General features: G+C 66.1%; 19 protein-coding genes and 1 pseudogene. 11 read left to right on the top strand and 9 right to left on the bottom strand.

The window, feature by feature from the left end:
* Positions 1-3: 3 nt before the first annotated feature.
* A complete protein-coding gene (locus tag UA74_RS16030) occupies positions 4-3,081 on the top strand; it encodes a type I restriction endonuclease subunit R (RefSeq protein ID WP_075764707.1) in 3,078 nt (1,025 codons plus the stop codon).
* Between the two features lie 122 nt (positions 3,082-3,203).
* Here UA74_RS16030 and UA74_RS31855 read toward each other — a convergent pair whose 3' ends face one another.
* On the bottom strand, positions 3,204-3,566 hold the full coding sequence (locus UA74_RS31855) for a hypothetical protein (protein WP_157442238.1): 363 nt from the start codon (positions 3,564-3,566) through the stop codon (positions 3,204-3,206).
* Between the two features lie 208 nt (positions 3,567-3,774).
* Here UA74_RS31855 and UA74_RS16035 point away from each other — a divergent pair, with 208 nt between their 5' ends.
* From UA74_RS16035 to UA74_RS32885, 3 genes and pseudogenes are all read left to right on the top strand, one after another.
* On the top strand, positions 3,775-5,544 hold the full coding sequence (locus UA74_RS16035) for a tyrosine-type recombinase/integrase (protein ID WP_075764708.1): 1,770 nt from the start codon (positions 3,775-3,777) through the stop codon (positions 5,542-5,544).
* 331 nt (positions 5,545-5,875) lie between these two features.
* Positions 5,876-6,055 (top strand): annotated as a pseudogene (locus tag UA74_RS34275) (2-oxoglutarate and iron-dependent oxygenase domain-containing protein); the annotation flags it as partial.
* An 87-nt stretch (positions 6,056-6,142) separates the two neighbouring features.
* Positions 6,143-6,712 (top strand): 2OG-Fe(II) oxygenase family protein, encoded by a 570-nt coding sequence (locus tag UA74_RS32885; RefSeq protein ID WP_198042727.1) that lies wholly within the window; start codon positions 6,143-6,145, stop codon positions 6,710-6,712.
* A 608-nt stretch (positions 6,713-7,320) separates the two neighbouring features.
* Here UA74_RS32885 and UA74_RS34010 read toward each other — a convergent pair.
* From UA74_RS34010 to UA74_RS16065, 6 genes are all read right to left on the bottom strand, one after another.
* Positions 7,321-7,443 carry a hypothetical protein gene (locus UA74_RS34010; RefSeq protein WP_257787473.1) on the bottom strand — a complete coding sequence of 41 codons (123 nt, stop codon included), beginning with the start codon at positions 7,441-7,443 and terminating at the stop codon, positions 7,321-7,323.
* Positions 7,444-7,813: 370 nt separating this feature from the next.
* The gene (locus UA74_RS16045) at positions 7,814-8,758 is read right to left on the bottom strand and encodes a hypothetical protein (protein WP_157442240.1); all 945 of its coding nucleotides are present in this window, start codon (positions 8,756-8,758) and stop codon (positions 7,814-7,816) included.
* 528 nt (positions 8,759-9,286) lie between these two features.
* Positions 9,287-10,210, bottom strand: a complete 924-nt coding sequence (locus UA74_RS32890; RefSeq protein ID WP_232237276.1) for a phosphotransferase family protein — start codon at positions 10,208-10,210, stop codon at positions 9,287-9,289.
* A 213-nt stretch (positions 10,211-10,423) separates the two neighbouring features.
* Positions 10,424-10,675 carry a hypothetical protein gene (locus UA74_RS33620; protein ID WP_157442241.1) on the bottom strand — a complete coding sequence of 84 codons (252 nt, stop codon included), beginning with the start codon at positions 10,673-10,675 and terminating at the stop codon, positions 10,424-10,426.
* Positions 10,676-10,767: 92 nt separating this feature from the next.
* Positions 10,768-11,445, bottom strand: a complete 678-nt coding sequence (locus UA74_RS16060) for an HAD-IA family hydrolase (RefSeq protein ID WP_075764713.1) — start codon at positions 11,443-11,445, stop codon at positions 10,768-10,770.
* Positions 11,442-12,650, bottom strand: a complete 1,209-nt coding sequence (locus UA74_RS16065) for a helix-turn-helix domain-containing protein (protein WP_075764715.1) — start codon at positions 12,648-12,650, stop codon at positions 11,442-11,444. Before UA74_RS16065 ends, UA74_RS16060 begins: the two co-directional genes overlap by 4 nt.
* 538 nt (positions 12,651-13,188) lie before the next feature.
* Between UA74_RS16065 and UA74_RS31865 the strand changes: the two genes are divergently transcribed.
* From UA74_RS31865 to UA74_RS16080, 4 genes are all read left to right on the top strand, one after another.
* Entirely contained in the window at positions 13,189-13,722 is a 534-nt protein-coding gene (locus UA74_RS31865) for a cytochrome P450 family protein (RefSeq protein ID WP_157442242.1), read from the top strand.
* Positions 13,716-14,510 carry a cytochrome P450 gene (locus tag UA74_RS33625; protein WP_232237277.1) on the top strand — a complete coding sequence of 265 codons (795 nt, stop codon included), beginning with the start codon at positions 13,716-13,718 and terminating at the stop codon, positions 14,508-14,510. The genes UA74_RS31865 and UA74_RS33625 overlap by 7 nt, the downstream gene beginning before the upstream one ends.
* On the top strand, positions 14,471-15,628 hold the full coding sequence (locus UA74_RS16075; protein WP_232237278.1) for a cytochrome P450 family protein: 1,158 nt from the start codon (positions 14,471-14,473) through the stop codon (positions 15,626-15,628). The genes UA74_RS33625 and UA74_RS16075 overlap by 40 nt, the downstream gene beginning before the upstream one ends.
* Before the next feature lie 86 nt (positions 15,629-15,714).
* A complete protein-coding gene (locus UA74_RS16080; RefSeq protein WP_157442243.1) occupies positions 15,715-16,761 on the top strand; it encodes a tetratricopeptide repeat protein in 1,047 nt (348 codons plus the stop codon).
* A 341-nt stretch (positions 16,762-17,102) separates the two neighbouring features.
* On the opposite strand, the gene UA74_RS16085 is transcribed toward UA74_RS16080, so the two are convergent.
* Positions 17,103-18,044, bottom strand: coding sequence for an SUMF1/EgtB/PvdO family nonheme iron enzyme (locus UA74_RS16085; protein ID WP_075766171.1), 942 nt, complete (start codon positions 18,042-18,044; stop codon positions 17,103-17,105).
* Positions 18,045-18,112: 68 nt separating this feature from the next.
* Positions 18,113-18,895, bottom strand: a complete 783-nt coding sequence (locus UA74_RS16090; RefSeq protein ID WP_075764723.1) for an aminotransferase class IV family protein — start codon at positions 18,893-18,895, stop codon at positions 18,113-18,115.
* Between the two features lie 375 nt (positions 18,896-19,270).
* Here UA74_RS16090 and UA74_RS31870 point away from each other — a divergent pair, with 375 nt between their 5' ends.
* From UA74_RS31870 to UA74_RS16100, 3 genes are all read left to right on the top strand, one after another.
* Positions 19,271-19,681, top strand: a complete 411-nt coding sequence (locus UA74_RS31870) for a recombinase family protein (protein WP_198042728.1) — start codon at positions 19,271-19,273, stop codon at positions 19,679-19,681.
* Between the two features lie 309 nt (positions 19,682-19,990).
* A complete protein-coding gene (locus tag UA74_RS16095) occupies positions 19,991-20,314 on the top strand; it encodes a hypothetical protein (protein ID WP_157442245.1) in 324 nt (107 codons plus the stop codon).
* A complete protein-coding gene (locus UA74_RS16100; protein WP_075764727.1) occupies positions 20,308-21,000 on the top strand; it encodes a 7-cyano-7-deazaguanine synthase in 693 nt (230 codons plus the stop codon). Before UA74_RS16095 ends, UA74_RS16100 begins: the two co-directional genes overlap by 7 nt.
* The last annotated feature ends 103 nt before the right edge of the window (positions 21,001-21,103 follow it).

The following is a 21,103-nucleotide window of genomic DNA, read 5'->3' on the forward strand; positions in this document are numbered from 1 at the left end:
TCCGTGGCGAAGGGCATTCGGGAGCGCGAGTTCCAGAACCTGATGATCCAGTGGTCACTTCCGATGGGCTGGGGCTTCACAGCGGGCAGGTCGTTGCCGCGTGCGACGACGCAGACGGTGATTACTGGACAGCTGCGGGATGCCCTCGTCCGGCTCAACCCCGACACCATCGATGCCTTCGAGGTAGACGCGGTGGTCGAGGAGATCGTCGCCACGGTCAACGCCGTGGACGGCGGGCTGGTGCGGGCCAACGAGCAGGTGCTGCATCTGCTCCGGGGGCGTAAGGAGTTCCGGGACTCAGACGGCGGCTGGCATGCCCTGAGGGTCGTCGACTTCGAGCACCCGACCGCCAACACGCTGGTTGTGTCGGACGAGGTGGCCATCACCGTCCCGGGCAAGACCTCCCGCCGGTTCGATCTCGTGTACTGGGTCAACGGGCTGCCCCTGGTGGTGGTCGAGGTGAAGTCGCCGACCTCGAAGTCCGGGTGGGCCGCCGCCGCACGCGAGATCAACGACGTGTACGCCACCGAGTACCCGTGGTTCTTCACCCCCAACGTCTTCGCCGTGGCCTCCGACGGGTTGAAACTGCGGTTCGGTGCCGCCGGGGCGCCCACGAACCTGTGGCAGCCGTTCCGGTCCACCGCCGACGACGAGAACCTGTCCGGGCAGGCCGACGTGCAGCGTTCCGTCGAGCTGCTGCTGAACCCGGCCACCGTCCTGGACATGCTCGCCAACTTCGCCCTGTTCGACACTTCCGGGGGCGGCGCGAACAAGAAGTATCTGCCGCGCTACCCGCAGATGGAGGCCGCGCACCTGATCCACGCGCGAGTCCTCGCGGGCGGCAGGAAGGGTCTGATCTGGCACCACCAGGGCAGCGGGAAGACGCTGCTGATGGTGTTCGCGGCCTCGCTGTTGTTGACCGACACGCGCGCCGAGTCTCCCACGATCATCCTGCTCTCGGACCGGGCCCAGCTCGTCCGGCAGACCTCCGGGGTGTTCACCTCCGCGTTGGGGGATGCCTACTTCCATCAGCCCGCCACCGGTCAGGAGTTGCGCTCTTTACTGGCCGACGACGTTCGCGGCGTGATCTCCACGACCGTCCACAAGTTCGCCGACGCAGGCAAGAACCTCTCGACACGCGGCAACATCATCGTGTTGGTCGACGAGGCACACCGCACCCAGTCCGCCAGGGAGAAGTCCCTGGCCGGGCAGATGCGCGCGGCGTTGCCGCACGCGAGGTTCTTCGGCATGACCGGCACCCCCGTCAAGAACCTCGCCACCGACACCTTCGACCTGTTCGGCTCGAAGAGCGATCCAGGCCGGGTCCTGCACCGGTACTCGGTGTCTCGGTCTCTGCTGGACGAGACGACCGTCCCGGTCACGCTGCACCCGTACCCGGTCGACTTCGAGATGAACGACCGCGCGTTGCAGGCGGAGTTCGACCAGTTCGCCGACGACTTCTCCCTCGACGACCCCGATCGCGAGGCCCTGTCCCGCAAGTTCGGGCGCCTCACCTCGGTGTTCGCCAATCCCGACCGCATCCACACCGTGTGTCAACACATCGTGGACCACTACCTGGCAGGCGCCTACCGCAACGGTCTCAAGGCCCAGGTCGTCGCCTATAACCGTGAGCTGGCCGTGGCCTACACGGACAAGATCAACGAGCTGCTGGCCGGGTTCGAGGTATCACAGGCACTCGCGGAGGTCGGGGACCACGACCGGATCACCGCCGAGGTGAACATCTCCGTCTCAGACGCCAAGGACGAAGACCGCGGCATGCAGAGGTTCCGACTCTCCGAGGCCGAGGAGGAGGAACAGAAGCGGCGGTTCCTCACCCCGGACGACCCGCTGTGCTTCCTCGTGGTGACCGCCAAGCTGATGACCGGGTTCGACGCCCCCAACGAAGGTGTCCTCTACCTGGACAAGCCGCTGAAGGCCCATACCCTGTTCCAGACGATCACCCGCACGAACCGCACCTGGGTGTCCCCGAAGGGCTTCGTGAAGGACTCCGGGGTGATCGTGGACTACATCGGCCTGGCCGAAGAAGTCCAACGCGCTGTCGTCGACCCCACCACCGCCGGATCAGGCAAGGGCGGCGGATTCGTCACCGAGCTGTCCGAGCTGGTCGCCGAGTTCCGCACCACCTTCGCCCGTATCGAGGACCTCCTCGCCGACGTGGACGACCTGGACCTCACGGTCCACGGATACGAGTCCGTGCGAGCCGTCAACGTCTTCCTGGACGCCAATCCCGGCGCCGCCCAGGTCTTCTCCAGGGACTACCGGCTCCTGGCCCGCCTGTACCCGCTGATCAACACCGACAAGCGGGTCGCCAAGTATCGGGACGGCTTCGGGCTGTTCGGTTCCGTGTACACGACCCTATTCAAGAAGTCCTCCGACGAGGAACGCAAAGAGCGGCTGAGCGAGCTGGGGCCGATGGTCCTGGAGATCATCAACGCCCACGTCCATTCCTTCTCCGTGGTCGCCTCCCAAGAGGAAGCCCTGGTGTTGGACGCTCAGGGCATCGCCGTTCTCAAGGAGCTGCTGACCCTCGTCCGCCCCACACAGGGCTCCGACGACGGCAAGGACAGGACATCGCCGTCTGCGAAGGAGATCCTGGACCGCATCAAGGCCGCCCTCGACGAGGGTGTCGAACCGGCATCCGCGAAGTACACCGCCCTCGCGGAGCGGATCAAGCAGCTGCGGGACCGGATCATCCAGAACGCCCAGGACGCCCTGGAGTTCCTGTCCGAAGCACTCCGGGTCGCCCGCGCCATCGTGGACGCCGAGAAGCACCCCGACGAGGCCGTCATCGTGCTGGACGACGACCACGTCGGCGTCCTGTCGCGGATCATCCACGACCACGCACCGTCCGGGCTCACGGTCACGGAGAGAAACCTGGCCGAGAAGATCGACCAGGTGGTCACCCGCACCCTCGTCCAATCATGGGATAACGCCGACGCCCGCAACCGGGGCGTCCGCCGCGCCACCGCCACGGTCTTCCGCGACTTCAGCTTGAAACCGGTGGGCGAGCCATACGACTCCACCGTCGCCTACATCGAAGCCCACTACCTCGTCGACTGACTCAGCTACGAACGCCAGGCGGCCTGCGCACCGCACGTACGGATGACCGATGGTGCTAGTAAGTGCGGGGCACCAGCCCGGCGAGTAGGGAAGATAGCGGCTACTGATCGCAGTCAACTGCCCTAGAAAGGGTCTTCTACGGTGTCAAGATGGTCTTCATCGTTCCACGGCAGAATCTCATGCTCCGCCCATTCGACGAGTGTACTTCCCTTGTGTTGCGTGATCACCAGGGCGAAGCGGTGCCCGCATAACTCGCAATAACCCCCCAATGCGATGCGCTGTCGTCGTCCGTGGCCGACGGCGGAGCCGATCGGCGCCTCTTCCTTGTTATGAGTCTCCACCCGCCCAGAAATGGCATTCACAGTAATCTCATTGGATAACTGATCCTCCTTCCGCGCGGACACGAAGACATGCTCAACGTGCGTGACATCCGACGAGCAGTGCGGGCAGACCAACAATGCATTCTCGATGACCCTGTCGTCCATCAAGACATGATCTCCCGAAAGCCCGCTGCTGCCAACAGCAGACGCCTGAAGCGTCAAGATCGGTGTCGGACCGATGCGGAGCCCTCACCCGAGTGGATCGGTCGAGTGCCTGTGCTCGAACAACGCGCGTGCTGATCGAGTTGCGAAGCACCCAACAGTGGTGCATACCAGGCGTTGGCACCCGCTCCCACACCGATCGGAGGACGCCATGGCCTGGACCGAGAAGATCGGAGCGCACTCCTGGCGGGTGCGCTACCCCACCGATGACGGCCGGATCGGCTCGCTGTCCGGCTTCGCGAGCAGGAAAGCAGCCGAGGACTACGTCCAGGAGGCCGAAGCGGACCGCCGACGGGGCACCTGGCTGGACCCGAAGGCGGCCAAGACCACCATGGCCCACTGGGCTGCGTCATGGATCGAGACACTGGACGTGGAGGCCCGCACCGAGGTGAACTACCTCGGCCGCATCCACAACCACATCCTGCCGCGCTGGCGCACCACCGCCCTCGGCGACATCACCACCGTCGCCATCTCGCTGTGGATCAAACAACTGCGAGCCCGCTACGCCCCCTCGACCGTGGCCGGTATCCGCACCGTGTTCTCGATGATGCTCGACGACGCCGTCGACGAACGCCTCATCGCCGCCAATCCCGCCCGCCGCAGAACCCACCGGGGACGACGCCGTGACCACTCCACCACACCCGTGGAACGACCGTGGGCGACTCCCGAACAGGTCGTGCGCATCGCCGAACAGGCCGCGATGCTCGGCGGCCACCGGGACTGGGTCCTGACTGTCACGGCCGCCTGGACCGGCGCCCGCTGGGGAGAGATGACCGGCCTCCACCGCACCAACACCCACCTCGACGACGGCTGCATCCTCATCGACCCCGACACCGGATGCCTCCACGAGTCCACCCACGGCCTCTGGCTCGGACCCACCAAGACCCCGGCTTCGGCCCGCGCCATCACCCTGCCGCCGTTCCTCATCGAACTCCTCCGCCGTCACCTCGACGGCCACGACGGCGACCTGGTGTTCACCAGCCCACGCGGTCGTCCACTGCGCCGTAGTGACTTCGACCGCCGCGTGTTCCGGCCTGCGGTCGACGGGAACCTGCGACTACCCCACCCCGTCGTCCGCACTCACCCAGTCCGTCCCGGCCTGACCTTCCACGGTCTCCGCCACAGTCACAAGACCTGGATGATCGCCGACGGCGTTCCCGAAATCGCCCAAGCACGCCGACTCGGCCACCACCTCGACAACCGCATCATCGAGGCCTACAGCCACGTCGCCCCCGAAGTCGAACAACGACTCCTCCGCCACCTCGAACACCGCTGGCACCACGCCCAGACCGACGGCAGCAGGGAACCAGCGACGCCCACCGCACCCGAACCGCCCACCGCCAAACGCCACAACTCAGTGGGGTGCACACCGATCATCGACGCGATCACGCCGACACCAGGAAGAACACAACGACACAGAGCACGGACGATCTCCAGATGCCCCAGACCGATCACCGATCGAGGAGACCGAGAGATCAATCCTCCAGAAAACCTCCACCCATACCCACTGAACCGATCCGGCAGAAGCAGGCAACTGATCACCGAAGATCGTCACCACAACACAAAAACCCTCCTGAACTGGACGAACATCCCAGATCAGGAGGGTTCTAGTGATGGTGGAGCTGAGGGGACTCGAACCCCTGACCCTCACACTGCCAGTTCGTCAGACGGTGCTGCATGGTGCGGTCGGGTGTCCGTTGAACGTCGTTGCGCGTGTACCCGTGCTCCGGTTCTGCTCCAGAAGAATTGGTGTGAACGGGGGTCAACACTCGGTCGTCATGTCCGGCTTCATCTGGAGTTCCCTCCTCGGCCGTCCGGTCGTCGCCCGGATGCTCGGCTTCCACGAAAAGCACACCACCCGCGTCCTGATCGAGGCCGGGGCAACTGGAACCGCTACGTCCCCGGCGACCACGATCAGTGACTGCACCCCGGCCCATCACGTCGAATACAGACCGTTCGATCACAAGAGCTCACCAGACTCGACCCCCGGTACACGGTTGGCCGCTGAAGTCGGTCCGCCCGGCAGCCGATGAAGTGGTGAGGTGGAGCTCTCGGCGGCCGTGCCCGGGTGCCGGTCGGACCGGCGGCGCACTAAGGCGCGTCGACGTCCCGGCGATCGTCGGGGTTCGTGCCGGACGCCCCGCGGTGGTCCGTTCGACGGAGACGGGAGGACATGGGTGATATCGCATGTACGGCTGCCGGGGGACGCGGCCGGGTGGGGTTCGACGTAACGGGCGGCGGTCGCCGACCGGATCGGTGCCGTCTGTCGGCGCGAGGGGTTCTTCCTCGTCCACGACCACGGTGTCCCCCTCAACCTGATCGAGGATGTCTACGCGGAGACGCAGCAGTTCTACCGGCTGCCGTCGGCGGAGAAGAGCGGGTACGACGCCTGCGAGTCTTCCCAGTTCCTCGGGTACCGGAGACTGGGCAGGGAGCGCAGCCGCACCCACGGCGGGACGGAGTCCTGTGAGCAGTACCGGATCGGCAACACCACCGGCGAACTCGCCGCGCCGGAGTCCGTGGAGTTCTACCACGAGCACTTCCCGCGTTCACTGGAGCTGTTCCACCACCTGGCCCGGTTGGGCGACGGCATCCTCGCCGCATGCTCCCTGGACCTGGGGCTGGACGAGGACTTCTTCACCGGGTTTCTGGGCGAGCCCCTGCACCGGCTGGGTCTCAACCACTACGGTGCCGCCGCCGCGTCCGTCCCCGGTCCCGGGGAGGTGTCCGCGATGTCACCGCACGTCGACCTTTCCCTGCTGACCATCCTGGATCAGGACGAACCGGGCCTGGAGGTCCGTGCCTCGGACGGGGCGTGGCATCAGGTCCCGGTCGTGCCGGGCGCGCTGGTGGTGTTTCTCGGCGACTACCTGCAACGCTGGTCGAATGGACTGCACCGCGCCGTCCCGCACCGCGTGGTCGCGGTGCGCCGTGACCGGATGTCGATCCAGTACAAGCACCGCCCCGACTACGGCGTCGTCGTCGCTCCGCTGGACCGCCTCATCCGCCCCGGCGAACCGCCGGCGTACGCGCCGCTGGACACCGGTTCCGGCTACCTGGCCGTGCTGAGGTCGCTCCTCGGCAGATGACACCCGCGACGCGACCCCGTCGACACCGCCGCGGTGACCGGCGTGCGGATCCCCTGTCCCGCCCCACGGCCGACCTCTGTCCTCTTAAGACGGCTACGAAACAGTCCCGGAACTCTTGAAGCTGACCCGAAGTGCAAAGTAGCGGCCGATGCCTGGTCAGAGGTCGTGTGATGCGGCGTAGCGCAGGTTCTCGGCGAGGAAGCGGTCCGTGTCGAAGCGGGTGATCTCGACGTTGCCGGCGCGGCGGCCGAGGATCTGTGGGTCGGTGTTGGGCCCGTGGATCGTGATCCGGACGTGGTTGCGGGGTGGTCGCGGCGGACAGTTCGGTGATGCCCCAGTCGCGGGAGTACAGGTGGTGGGTGCCGGTCATCGGTGGCCTCGTCTCGGGTCAGCGGCATGGTTACGGGATGTGATGCGGAAGCGGTGGGGGTAGCGGGCGAGCAGCGGGTGCAACCGGCGGTGAAGAGTGAGGCTGGTCCGCCGGGGTGCCGGCAGGCTGGACGTCGATGAGGGTTCCGTATCGTCCAGGCGGACGGCGAGGCCGGGCCAAGCGGGTTCGCAGGTGCGGGCGGCTCCGGGCCGTGACCGGAGGACGTTCCTGAAGTCGATCAGTACGACGCTGATTGCGCGGTGGCCCGTCCGGGCTCGTCGTCCTGATCGCGGTGTCGCAATTTCGCGCCGATGCGCCGGGCGGCCTCCGCGATCTCGGCGTCGTCGTAGGCGGTGCGCACGCCGGAGACAGGCATGCCTGCGGCCTGGGCGAGGGTGTAGGGGCGGATTCGGTGAACTCGCGGCCGTAGGCGATCAGCAGCCGCAACTTGTGTTCGGCGGCGCGGATCTCCGCGCGAGGAGAGTATCCGCTCGACGTCGGGCGACCGCCGAGCCAGCACACCTCAAGCGGTGCGGGACGTAGTCCCCCTCAGGTGAACAAGTGCACCACCAATCGCCATGCCAGGACGGTCCCGAAGCCAGCTGCGCGACCTCGGCAGACTTCACGCGATCTCGGCGCCAGGGCACGGAGCCGAAGAGCTGGCGCATATTGATCGAAGCTAGTTGATCTAGCCATCGACGAGGCAGCCGCCGAACGAGGCCTTTCGTTAGTCACAAGTGATCGTCACCGTCCGCGTTGAGATAAGCGTCGAGGGCGTCCATCGACGCCCGGAACGGTGAGGCTCGTCGGCGCTGATGGTGGTGCCGCAGCAACGCCTGACGGGCTGCTTCGGTTAGATCAGCCGACACGGCATCATCCTGCAGCACCCATCCTGCGGCGACGTCAGCACGGTGCTGGCGCAGCGCCTGGACCGCCAGCAGTTCCGCAGCGGAGGTGTCCGTCTCAAGGTGGTAGGCGGCCCGCTTGTCCTGGGCATCCTGCCAGGCCCGTCGGAGCTTCTCAGCGCGAGGCTTGGGGACGGGCGGCGGCAGGTGCGGCGATCCCAAGCTGGCAAGCGCCCGGCGGGTCCGGTCCTGCGATTCCCGCACCCGCCGCACCGCGTCGGCCCTCGTCGGCCGCCGGAACGGCTCCAATACCGCATCCCGAGTGCTCGCCGCCGCAGCGGGCTTGAGGAGGTCCGCCTGGTCGATCGACCGGCGGTTCAGGGCCTCGGCCAGCTCTTCCGCATCACGAAACCCCTCCCTAGGGGGCTTAGACCTGTTCCAGCGGCCAAGGCGCTTCAGGACAACGCGCTCCATCGGAGTGAGTTCACGCTCGTCGTCTCCAACCGCGTGCCGTGCTCCGGAACGTCGGTCTTGTCGGCGCTGGGCAACCAGCCGTTTGGCGGCGGCTTGCGGGCTCATCGGATAAGGGGCGCCGTCCGGGGTCTGATCCAGTGCCATGAGGATCGCCCTGGGGCACCACAGCGAGTGATAGTAGGGCTCCAGAATTTCGTTGTAGGCCTCAACCATGATGGGTGCTGGCGAAGCGTCGCCGAGATCCGCCATGACCCTACGGGTGGCCGCGTGCTGGGTGAGCTGGTCATCTCGGTGTGGCACCAAGGCCAGATGGCCGAGCATGTTCTCTTCAGGAGACGGAGGCCCAGGAGGGGTCATCAGTGAAGTAGACCATGCATAAAGTCACTTGGCGTAATCGACTGGACACTCTGGGTAACTCACAGTCTCGGGTGGCGTGGTCGCACAGCGACCCTGCCGGTGCAGTCTGTCGCGGCCACGCAAATGACGTAGCCCAGACCTCGTCCGGTGGCGACGTAGGGCACGGCGTGCCCCGCCCCATGTCAGGCTGCCTTCGAGATCCTCGTCCTTACCGCAGCCGACCCCGCCCGATCATCACGGCGAGCTCAACGAGAACCGCCCCAATCATTAAGGTGGGCACCCTCAGCTCTCCCGTGCGGGCGAGGATGGGTCGACCGGCACCGGCACCGGCTACGGTCTGCTTCTGCCCAGTGTTCCCGTGGCGCCATGGAAGGGACGATCTCCGAGCTCGTGGAAGAAGTCCGCCGCCCGCCAGCGTTCGGCAGCGTTGGTACCCGTCGGCTTCATGCAGCGTGTAAGGCTGCACCGCATGTGCAGCCGACGCGGTGTCCATGCTGACGTCGCTGGCAGGCGATGTGGAGTCGTGATTCAGCCCTCGAGGGCGCGGACCCGCTCGTACTGCGCGGTAAACTCCTCGCCCCGCTTGGTGCGGTGCTTCCAGAGCACGGCGAGCCACCGCAGCGCGATGGTGCGCTGAGCGGCGTCGAACCTTGCGCGGTTGTCCGGCGTGATGCCGAGGTCGGCTTCGGCGCTGATCCAGACGTCGTCGGGAATGACGCGGGCGCTGATGTGCTCGATGTGGTCGGCGGCGTCGACGGCAATGTCGGAGAAGCCGCTGAACTCGAAGTCCGCGACGTAGGTGGACTCGCCATCGTTGCGCCAGTTGAGCAGGTTCGCGTCGCCGCGGGAGTAGACGCGGGTGGCGGGTTGCGCGAGCAGTTCGGCGTCGCCGCTGTTCTCCCATCGGTGCAGGAGCTTCAGCATCTCGGGGGTCTGGGGATCGTCGGCGGCGTCGGCGAGCTGGCCGGGCCAGACATCGGCGAGGCGGGCGATGTAGTGGCCGATGGAGTCGACGCGCTCCAGGCTGGCCAGCGGCTCTTTCAGCGGAACGCTCTGCAGAGCACGGGTGGTGTTGGCCAGCGACTTGATGGCCGACGCAGGGTCGAGAACGTCGAGGATCGGGGAGCCGGCCAGCAGCGTCATGCCGAGGGCTGGCTGTTCGGGGTCCTCGTCGAGCCACAGCGGTTCTGGTGCGCTGCCCAGGCCGGCGGCGTGAGTGAGTCCCTGCCACTCGCGCTCGACGCGCTGCCGGTCGGTCTTCTTGTAGAGCTTGATGCAGATCGGCGTGGGGGCCGTGGTCCAGACGAAGACGTCGTTGTTGCGACCACCGTCGAGTTCGTGCAATCCGTATTCGTCGAGCGTGGCGGCCAGTGCGTCGGTGCCGGCCGCACGCACGGTGCGTAGGGCCTTGAGCAGGTCGGTGGGAGCGGTGTGCTCGCGGTGGCTGGCCAACGTGGTCACCGTTTCGGACGCTCGGTTTCGGCTCGGCACGGATGGACGGGATCGGGCGTGGTCAGCGTAGAAGACGGCGGTTTCGTGGTGCCCCACACACGGGCTCAGATCGATGTCGCTCGTCTGGCTGATCTGACGCAAGGTCGCGTGAATTGCGTGGTGAGCGTCGACCGGGTCGAGCCCGGTGACGCCGAGGACGGTGAGCTGTGGGTCTCATTCGGCAAGCAGCGCGTAGGCGTGGTCGACCCAGGTGAGGCGAGCGCGTTGTTCGCCGGTGAATGCGGGGCGGCGGCCTCCGCCGCGTTGATCGGCGCGACGGGCGGCGACCTCTGGAGATATCCGCAGCCACAGCGCTCGGGTAGGACGCGGCCCGGCCAGAGCTGTGAGGGCGTTCAGCCAGTCGACGGCGACCTCGGTAGGGGCGCGGTGCTGGCGTAGTAGGGCGTCGATCGCGTAGGAGGCCATCGTGTGGATGCCGCTATGTCACTGCGTCCGCCCGTGTGCGGCAGCGTCGGCATCCGAACCGGCTTCATGCCATCGTTCTAGGTCTGGCTCAGTCATCGGTGTCGTCTTGCGCCTTCCACCGTCACGGAGAATCGGCCGTTCTCGATGGCTCGGACATCCGAGAGGTTGCTTGCATAGAAGTCGGCCTCAAGCTCATGCTGGTGGTGGGTGGTGAGTAGGCCTAGCGTTCTGCACCCGGCTGCGTGGGCGGAGCTGAGGCCGGCTGGTGAATCCTCGATGACCAAGCAGTCGGCGGGGTCGAGTTGGAGTCGTTCGCTGGCGATGCGGTAGGGCGCTGGGTCGGGTTTGCCTACTGGGACATCGTCGGCGGTGATGATCACGGGTGGTGCGGAGAGCCCTGCCGCAGCCATGCGAGCCTGGGTGACGACGGCGGTGCCGGAGGTGACGACCGCCCATCCCGAGACGGGTAGGGCACTGATGAGTTCTGCTGCGCCTGGAAGCACTGTGACGTCGGCGAAGTCGCTGACACAGGCTTCGATGTACCGGCGGAATGCCTCGTCTGGGGGCACGGGGAGGCGATCGGAGTAGGCGCCGATGACATCCCGAGAGCGACGGCCGTGGACCCGGGCGAGCACCTCGTCCGCCGGCAGGTCGTACCAACTGGCGAAGGCCCGCCAGGAGGCTTCAACGGCGGCGGTGCTGTCGATGAGGACGCCGTCGTTGTCGAACAACAGCCCCTGAACCTTGATCGTGGTGACATCAGTCGTCATGTGACTCCGATCCTCTGCGCCAACGAGCGCAACGCTGGCTTGGCGCGCCGCAGGTGAGAGCCGACGATCTCACGCACGAGCGGGTGTGGGCGTACGTAGTCAGGAGCGAGCTTCTCCGCCGCCAACAACGACCCGAGAGTCTTTTCGTGCCGACGTGCCTGCGAGAACGCTCGGGCGAGATCGATCTCCAGACGAGCGCGCCGCTCGCGACCCAAACCGGACGCGTCGATCTTCTTGGCATGGGCGATCGCCGCCTCAGGCTCTCCCAACTCCACTGCCACCGCGACACGATGGATGCCGACATTGGTGGTACCGAACATCGTGTCGTAATGGTTGCCGTCGCCGCCAAGACGTCGCGCGGCGGCAGCGGCTTCGTCGAGGTGTGTAGCGGCGTCGTCGCGATTGCTCCAGTACGCCGCGATGAGTGCGGCTTGAAGGTGCAGCGTTCCCCACAGACTCAGGTGGCCTGGAGTTGCTGTGCTCAAACCCTCGGCCAATCGGTCGATCGTGGCCAATGCCAGCGCTCGTGCGGGACCGGGCGCATTCGCGGTCTTGTAGACCTCGATGTGGTTCCAGGCGTTAGCGGCGATCATCAGTGGGTCGCTGCTCTGTCGTGCTGCCTGTCCTGCCAGTTCGGCCGACATCCAGGCCAGGTCGAGATGGCCGAGTTTCTTCGTCATGGCGCGTGCGTCGTGCATCGCCTCTGCCGCCAGAGTCTGAGCAATGGCCCGGTCCACAGACGACTCTGTGCGAGAAATTGCGTCGCGGAGATCGTCGAGCAAGGCTGGCAGCACGAGAGCAAGGCGCCCGAACTTTGCATCCTGCCGTAGCCGGTTCGCCGTATCGACGCGCTGCCGCAGTGCGCTCAGCGGATGGCAAGGCCCTGCCGAAGCCTGGTTGATCACTGGCATCGCCCACCTCATCAGGGCCTGCCTCACCTCGCCGACCACGACAGCCCTGCTGATGTCGCCGGACACATTCGCTACCGGACTCCTGCCGTCGAGCACGTCGACGTCAACCTCGAGCACGGCTGCCAGTTTCAGCAACACCGACTTCCGGTCCAACGGCAGAACTCCACGCTCGACCTTGGACACCCAGCCAGCGGATCGGCCGACCAGACCAGCAAGAGCCTCCTGGCTGATACCGCGAGCGATGCGGGCACGGGCAATGCGTTCGCCGACGGTCAGTTCAATGGGAAGTTCCATCCGGTGCCCCCGGTCCTTCTCTCGTCGCCACCCCATTCAGGGTAAGGCGCAGCTTCCAGCTACCTGGCAGAAAAACTGCCAGTGATCTCCGTTGACTCTCTCTAATGTGACCACCGGATGATCTACGAGCTCAGAATGGGGAACCGCCGCTGAGCAGGTCAAGCCCTAGATTTCGTCACCGCCGGAGCCCGTCTAGCCATGCGCGCCTCCTTCATCACCGCCCCTCGCTACCCATGACGAACCGTGCCTTCGCGTAGCCATGCTCAGGAGAACCCGTGATCTGTTCCCGTCCCCGCGTGCATCAGAGCCGCCATGCTCCGCCCAGCCAGGGACCTCGTCCACCTTCCACACTGCTGAGCCACCCGTGCTGCCTGCTACGGCGGGAGACAGGCAGGTCACGATGACGAAAAGTCTCGTACCACCGGTCATCCCCGTCGGCCGGACGGCACGCCTCGACAACACCGACTCAGCGACTCGCGAATCGACAGATGCCGTTGCCACGCCACCGGGCCGCCCGGCCCAAAACGGGACGGCTCGGTTGTATGGCTCGGAGTTCGCTGCGGATCCGTCGGCGGTGTATGCCCGGCTGCGGGGTGTGGGTCCGGCGGCGGTGGTGGAGATCGCGCCGGGGGTGTCGGCGACGTTGGTGACGAGTTATGGGTTGGCGTTGCGGGTGCTGCGTGATCCGGAGGCGTTTCCGAGGGATCCTCGGGGGTGGCAAGCATCGTTGCCGTCGGGGTGTCCGGTGTTGCCGATGTTGGGGTTTCGGCCGAATGCGCTGTTCAGTGATGGCCTGGCGCATGCGCGTCTGCGCGCGGCGCTGGCGGACAGTCTTGGGCAGATCGATCCGCGGTGGCTTCGAGCAGTGGTGGAGCGCAGCGCCCTGGTCCTCGTCGAGGAGGTGGCCGGTCGCGGTGAGGCGGAGCTGGTAGCCGGGTTCGCGGCTCGGTTGCCGGTGATGATGTTCACCGAGTTGCTGGGTTGTCCTGCGGGGTTGGCGACGGAGTTCATGACGCACCTGCCGTTGATCTTCGATGCGGGGACCGGGCTGGGGCGGCTGACCGGGTGTTGACGCGGTGTTGGAGCGAACTGGTCGATCTGAAACGGGTCGTACCGGGGGAAGACCTTCCGTCGTGGCTGTTGGCGCATCCGGCGGGGTTGTCGTCGGAGGAGGTGGTGCAGCAGCTGGTGCTGCTGGTGGCGGCAGGGGTGGAGCCGACGCGGAATCTCATCGCGAACGCCGTACGCGTGCTGTTGTCCGAGCCTCGGTTCGCCGACGGGCTGCTCGGCGGGAGCGTGTCGGTCGACGACGCCATCACCGAGGTCCTCTGGGCTGACCCGCCGATGGCGAACTACACCCCCACCCACCCGGCAGACGACATCGAGATCGACGGCCTCCACCTGGCCGCTGGCTCGCTGGTGCTGGTCAGCCTGACCGCGGCCAACAACGACCCCGCACTGGGCGGCGTCGACCGAGCGGGCAACCAGGCGCATCTGGCCTGGGGCGCGGGCCCGCATCTGTGCCCCGCCCGAGCCCAGGCACGCCTGATCGCCGCCATCGCGATCGACACGATCCTGGACCACCTCCCAGGCCTGGAGCTGGCCGTGGCCGTCGAGGACCTGACCTGGCGACCCGGGCCCTTCCACCGCGCACTGACCACGCTGCCCGTGCGTTTCCCCCCGACCTCCATCCCGACCCCGACTGCAGGAGAGCTCACGTGCCCGATCACTCGACTTCCCGACGGCCGTACCGACTCGACCCCGCAGGCCGCGACATCCACGGCGAGGCGACGCTTCTCCGCAGCGAGGGTGTCGCGACGGTGGTGGAGCTCCCTGGCCCGGTGGTGGCATGGACGGTGACCAGCCACGATCATCTGAGACGTCTCCTGTCGGACCCGAGGGTGTCCAAAGACGCCCACCGGCACTGGCCCGGCTACGCCGACGGCGAGATCACCCTCGACTCGATCCTGGCGGCCTGGGTCGGGCGGCGGAACATGTTCGGCTCCTACGGCGGCGACCACTCACGCCTGCGCGGCGTGGCCTCCACCGCGTTCACCCCTCGGCGAATCAGCGCCCTGGTGCCCTGGATCTCGACGATCACCGACCGCCTGCTCGACGACATCGCCACCGCCCCGGCCGGAACAGTGATCGACCTGCGCGAGTCCTTCGCCTACCCGCTGCCGATCGACGTCATCTGCGGGCTGTTCGGTGTTCCCGGCGACCTCCGGCCGAAGCTGCGCCAAGTGGTCGACGGCATCTTCGCCACCGCCTCGACCCCCGAGGAGGCCCACGCCGTCGGCGCCTTCCAATACGAGGTGATCACCGAGCTCATCGACGCCCGCCGCGCATCACCCGGCGACGACCTCACCTCGGATCTGATCGCCGCGCGAGACGCCGACGACTCCCGGCTCAGCGAGCTGGAGCTGGCCGACACGCTGCTGCTCGTCCTCGTCGCCGGGCACGAGACCGTCGTGAACCTCCTCGATCACGCCATCACCGCACTACTCACCCACCCCGACCAACTCGCCCTCCTCCGCCGCGGCGACCGCACCTGGAAAGACGTGATCGAGGAAACCCTGCGCTGGCAGGCCCCCGTCGCGAACCTCCCCCTGCGCTACGCCATCGAAGACATCCCACTCGACGACGACATCGTCATCCGCCAAGGCGACGCCATCCTCGCCGCCTACGCCGCCACCGGCCGCGACCCCCACCACCACGGCCACTCCGCCCACCGATACGACCTCACCCGCGAACTCAAAGACCACCTCGCCTTCGGCCACGGCACCCACTACTGCCTCGGAGCACCCCTGGCCCGACTCGAAGCCACCATCGCCCTCGACGCCCTGTTCACCCGATTCCCCGACCTCGCCCTCGCCGTCCCACCCGACGAACTGCAGCCCTCAGAGTCCTTCATCTCCAACGGACACCACACCCTCCCCGTCATCCCCACACCCCGAGACAGCCCCGACGGCCACTGATCACCCAGCCCCGACGCACCGCCCTCGTACCTCGTCATGTCCACCGACGCCTCGCTACCACCCCGTGAACGGAGAAGAAGCACATCGTGGATCTCCACGTGATCGAGACGAGCATGCTGCCCCGTGCCGCGCACGCCTACCTGATGCTGCTGCCCGACGCCCCCCGATTCGGAGCCGTGTTCTCCGAGATCCAGGACGAGTCCGGTCCATTCGACTGCGCCGCCGCAGCCCTGAACTGGCTGACGCACGACTACGACACCCTCCGCGAAGCACTCGACTCGGCCACACACCACCGCGACGACCTGGCCTGGCAACTGGCCGAGACGCTGTGGCCGCTGTTCCTGCATCACCGCCACCTGGTCTCGCCCACCGTGTTCGCCGACGGCGCCGCCGCAGCCGCCCGCACCGCCCACACCACCGACGACCCCGAACACACCCGTCGACACCGACTCGGCCAGACCAATCTCCTGCTCAAGGAGATCGCGGCCCGGATGAAACTCGGCGACATCGACACCGCCGAGACCCTCCTACCGGCGGCGACCGCACTCGCCGGCCAGCTCGACTCCCCGATGCTCCAAGCCACCGCTCAGGCCCAACACGGCCAACTCGCCCGCGCACACGGCAGCCTCACCGAAGCACTGGACTTCCTCCGCGCCGCTCTACGACTGGAAGAACAGGGCGGGACCCCGCGCGGCGCTTCCATGCGACACCGGGTGCTCTCCCTCATCCTGCGCGACCTCTGCCTCTACGACCAGGCAGAAATCCACCTCTTCCTCGCCCGCGACCTCCTAGCCGCCACCGGCGACGCCAAAGACCACGCGCAGATCAGCGAGCCTCTCGGAACCCTCTACTCCCTCACCGGCCGACACGACGAAGCGGTGACCGAGCTGACCCGAGCCCTCACCGTCTTCGGAGAACTCGGCAGCCACTACCAAGCCACCTGCCACCACCAGCTCGCCCTCGCACTCGAACGCCGCGCCGCCACAACTCTCCACACCGACCCGCCACCTGACGACACCGAGACCAATCACGACAAGACCACCCAGGACCGACACCGCGCCGCCCTCCACCGCAGCCGAGCCCGAGAACTCACCCCGGCGCCCTCCGCCGCAGGCACGGCACCCACCACCTGACGTTCCGGCCACACCACTCCCGGACCCGGCCACAAACGAAACAACACCCGCTCTCCAGCTCACCAGCCAGCCGGTCCCCCCTGGTGAGCTGGAGCGGCCCAGACACCCGCCTCCCTCGACCGGTGTCCGGGCCACCCGCTGCGGGCGGCGCTGTACGCGCCGTCCGCAGCGTTCCAGGCCCCAGGTGCACCGCCCCGTCGTCACCACGCGCCCATTGCCGGGAACGTCAAACAGCACAGCACGCAGCGCGGATACCAAGGACCGCACACGGATCAGCGAGTTCCTGACCGCCCTCGATTCCGCCGCCGGACGACGCGATCTCGCCACAGGAATCTTGATCGTCACCGGCGTAGGAGTTTGCCCAAATCTTCAGCGGGAGTTGCACAGCGGAAGCCCGTGTCGTCATCGAACATGTCGGCAGAGGCGTCGTTGAACGCTGACGGTGTCGCGCGGTCGAAGGAGCTCGTGAACGCACTGCCCTTCAATTCGTATCGGCCGGGATCGGTCTCGGTCGAGCACCACTCCCAGATGTTGCCGCACATGTCGTACACACCATATGGGCTGGTCCCGCTGTGATATCGGTCAACGGGCGTAGTGCTGCCTAGACCGTTCTCGCGGACGTTGCACTTCGCTGGCGTGGCCGCGTTGCCCCAGGGATAGGTGCTGCCCAATCGGCCGCGTGCGGTCTTCTCCCACTGCTGACTGCTCGACAGGGACTTGTTCGCCCATGCCGCGTAAGCAGTGGCGTCACGCCAGGTGACGAAGACAACCGGGTGATCGAGCAAGTCATCGGGACAGCGGCCATCGGTCCAGTGCATCGGCGGACGGTGACCCGTGGCGGCCACGAACCGCCCGTAGTCGGCGTTCGTTGTCGGGTACACATCGATGTAGAAAGCGGGAAGCCAGGCGGGCTTGTCGTTCGGACCGCTGAGAAAGACGCCACCGTCGACCAACGTCATGAGCTTGCCATCACCTGGGTGCCTGACGTGGTTGTCGTCCTTTGCGCGCGTCTGGTCGGCGTAGTCCGCTCGTGGGGCCGGCGTCACGGTGCAGCTACGGATGCGCTGAAACCGCGCGTGTTCCTCGGGCGCGGACTGGGCGAGGGATGTATCGAGCGCGGCCTGGTTCACAGGACGCGGGTGGATCGAGTCGCCGCCCGCCTCCCACTTCGACACCATCCGGTCGCTGATCCCAAGATGCTTGGCGAACTGGCGGAGGCTCATCCGCTTGGCCTCGCGTAACGCCCGAACGTCTCTGCCGGACCACCGGTCTACCGTCGTCATCGCCACCCACAGTTCCTTCGAAACGCTACGTAGGTGAGGGTAGTCGGTGGGCTACAAGGGCGTGGACGTTATAGCGGCTCGGCTGCGATGTCGGTGTATTCCTTGCGCAGAACATCGAGGATGGGATGTGTATCCGGCCATTCGGTGTCATCGACGGCGCTGATCTGACGCACGCCGATGGCGGCGTTGGTCGCGAAGGCAACCTTCATCTCGCAGAGCTGCGCCAGGTCGATCGAGGCGGTGTCGACGTCCCCGTTGTGGACCTCGTTGAGCAGGGCCATGGTTACGCCGGGAAGGGCGTCCGCGTCGGGCCACACTATGTTTTCACCATCGAAGAACCCGATGTTCCACGTCGCGCCCTCGCAGAGCTGGGCCTTCCTATTGGTGAACACGACATCGTCGTAGCCGGCGCGCTGGGCGGCTCGCCGCTGGTGCACCAACCCGAAGAGCCCCACGTGCTTAACCGCAGGGAGCTCACGCTGGTACTGGACAGCCTGCACCCGTATCGGGGGCAACGGCTGTGCGACCGCGGGACGAGTTGTGACCAGCACCTGGGGTTCGGCTGCGGCGCCGGGATGACCGAGTTCGAGTGACGGATCGAAGACCGTGACCCTGACGACAACGGCTTCGGTCCAGTCGGCGACCGCCTTCCTCACCAGGGTGCGCACCCGGTCCGGGTCGAGTTCGGCATCGAAGACGACCCGACAGTCACGCCTGAGCCGATCCAGATGGAGCGACAGACCGCGCACCCGGTTGTCCTCAACCCGCATCGAGGTGAAGTGGCCATAGTTGCTCAGTGCCAGCGCCTTCACTTGGTCGAGGTCAGCGGGTGCGCCGTTCAGCTCCGTCATGGGCACGAGTCTTCCACCTCAGCTCGCCCCAGCAGCCACCCGCACCGTCGAGGGTCGGCGTTAGTTCGGCGGAAGTTCGGCGTTCCGGGGGCGTTGAGGCAGTTCCCACCTGTCGGGATTGCCGGAATACTGTGAAACCTAGGCAGCTCGAAATTCTCGAATGTGGTTGGGAGAACGTCGACGATGACAGATGATCGCGAATGCACGTCAATTGCATCGTCGGCCATGAGCCGACCGCGATCGAGAGGATCTTTCCGCTTGGCGCAATCGTGCTCAACGAACCTACACACAACGTCGGTATTTGCGCCGCGGTCGAACCAGCTTGACCGTGCCCGAATTTTTCGCTCGAGGACTACGATCTTGCGGGAATGCGACATGCCCGACGATACTGGCAGGGCTGGCGACGCAGGCAACCCCGAAATGCCCGTCGCCAGCCCTGTCGTCCACAGTACCAGCAATTCCTTTGAGCGCCCGCTGCTCGGCTATCTGCGCGTCTCATTTTCCGCGTCTAGTCGTGAAGTCGAGAATTTGCGACGAAAGGTAGCAGATTTCGCACAAAGGGAAGCGTTTACCCTCGTGCGAGTCTATGTAGATCGCGACCGAACTCAATCGGCAGGCTTCTCGTCACTGGTCAAGGCTCTGAGCGACGGTGAGGCCCACCATGTCGTCGTACCCGCTCTCCAGCACCTCGCATTCATGGCTAGTGCGCGGCTTCTCATGAAAGAAATGTTGGAGATTCAGACCGGCGCACACGTGCTGGTGATGTATTCGGGTTGCAGTGATTAGTCTTGACAACTGTTCTGAAAGCAAGGCCAGGCGTGTGAGTCGAGGGCGCATCGGCGGCGGGAATGACGGATCAAGTCGCTGTCCCGGCGTTTTCACCGATCGCAGCCGACGGCTTGGACCTATCGGCACGTCGAAAGCTCATCGAAATAATTCCGACCCCGCCACCCTATTCCCAACAGCAAGGAGCCGCGACAGATGGTTTCCCCTCTCGTGCTTGCTGACGTGACCCAGCCCCTGAAAGCCGTACCGGTCACAAGCCCGATGCGACCCAGTCGACTCGTTCTCGCTGACGGTGTGTCCGCTGTGACGATGCCGTCAGACTTGGCCGTGCAGGTCGACGCCTTCCTCACCGTGCGCCTCATGCGGGCGCCGATTCTGCGCGCCGACGGCCATCCGGAGTGCACGCTGCTCACGGGGCCACCGACGCCACTAAGGCCCTCGACTCAGGAAGAGCTGATTCGCTTGGGCGTCCGGCTTGTTCCGCCGGGTACCCCGCTCACCCTGCCCGCCGCCCAGATTCGCACTGGAGAACCGCGATGGTGGGGCGACACTGCCCTCAAGGGATCACTCCCACCGCAGAGCATCGTGATCGCGGCCTGCCGGTCGATCGCCGATTCCTCGAAGGAATGGTGACGGTGCCCGCTCCGCACCCCAAACGCCATCCACCTCGGCATGCAGTGCTCGTCACCTCCGGTGGATTGAACTCCACGGTGTTGGCACATTGGCTTGCCGCCTGCCATTCCCGCGTGACGATGTTGTCCTTCGACTACGGCCGACCGCAACGAGTCGAGCTGCACCATGCCGCAGAGATCGCCGAGCTGTTGGCCGTTGAGCACCACGTCGTCGACCTGACCAGTCTGGCGACAGTGCTGCGCGGGTCGGCGTCGGCCGGCGATGCCATCACCGTTCCCGACGGGCACAACACCGTCATGCCCAACCGGACCCCGATCATGCTCGACATCGCCATCGGCCTTGCCGTGGTGAAGCAGGCGGACGCCGTGGCCTACGGCGCACACAGCGTGTCCCCCACGGTCTCCCCGGACTGTCGGCAGGTCTTCGTCGATTTCACGGACGTCGCACGACGGAACAACAAGGGATTCCTCGCTGACGACTTCGCCGTCCTGGCCCCGTTCTTGCACCAGAGCAAGGTCGACATCGTTCGGCTTGGCCTCTCACTTGGCGTTCCCTTCGATAAGACCTGGTCTTGTCATCGAGAAGGGACGGTCCACTGCGGGACATGCGCAACCTGCGTGGAGCGTGTCGAGGCGTTTGTCGCCGCCGACGTCGCCGACCCGACGCGCTACGCGGTGAGGCAGTAATGCGGGTGGGACCGGCGCCTGCCAGTTTTCTACAGACTGGGGTATTGGGTTCGACCAATCGGACGATCCGATAACAAGATTCCATTGATACGGAACTCTGGAC

The organism is Actinoalloteichus fjordicus, assembly GCF_001941625.1.
GTDB classification, from domain to species: domain Bacteria; phylum Actinomycetota; class Actinomycetes; order Mycobacteriales; family Pseudonocardiaceae; genus Actinoalloteichus_A; species Actinoalloteichus_A fjordicus.

What these genes read in the sequence shown, in the direction of transcription:
- UA74_RS33620 (WP_157442241.1), bottom strand. Translation starts at nt 10,675, where the DNA reads ATGGCCTCCTACGCGATCGACGCCCTACTACGCCAGCACCGCGCCCCT.
- UA74_RS16060 (WP_075764713.1), bottom strand. Translation starts at nt 11,445, where the DNA reads ATGACGACTGATGTCACCACGATCAAGGTTCAGGGGCTGTTGTTCGAC.
- UA74_RS16090 (WP_075764723.1), bottom strand. Translation starts at nt 18,895, where the DNA reads ATGACGGAGCTGAACGGCGCACCCGCTGACCTCGACCAAGTGAAGGCG.
- UA74_RS16065 (WP_075764715.1), bottom strand. Translation starts at nt 12,650, where the DNA reads ATGGAACTTCCCATTGAACTGACCGTCGGCGAACGCATTGCCCGTGCC.
- UA74_RS31870 (WP_198042728.1), top strand. Translation starts at nt 19,271, where the DNA reads ATGCCCGACGATACTGGCAGGGCTGGCGACGCAGGCAACCCCGAAATG.
- UA74_RS16045 (WP_157442240.1), bottom strand. Translation starts at nt 8,758, where the DNA reads ATGACCCCTCCTGGGCCTCCGTCTCCTGAAGAGAACATGCTCGGCCAT.
- UA74_RS16095 (WP_157442245.1), top strand. Translation starts at nt 19,991, where the DNA reads ATGCCGTCAGACTTGGCCGTGCAGGTCGACGCCTTCCTCACCGTGCGC.
- UA74_RS16085 (WP_075766171.1), bottom strand. Translation starts at nt 18,044, where the DNA reads ATGACGACGGTAGACCGGTGGTCCGGCAGAGACGTTCGGGCGTTACGC.
- UA74_RS16100 (WP_075764727.1), top strand. Translation starts at nt 20,308, where the DNA reads ATGGTGACGGTGCCCGCTCCGCACCCCAAACGCCATCCACCTCGGCAT.
- UA74_RS16035 (WP_075764708.1), top strand. Translation starts at nt 3,775, where the DNA reads ATGGCCTGGACCGAGAAGATCGGAGCGCACTCCTGGCGGGTGCGCTAC.
- UA74_RS31855 (WP_157442238.1), bottom strand. Translation starts at nt 3,566, where the DNA reads ATGGACGACAGGGTCATCGAGAATGCATTGTTGGTCTGCCCGCACTGC.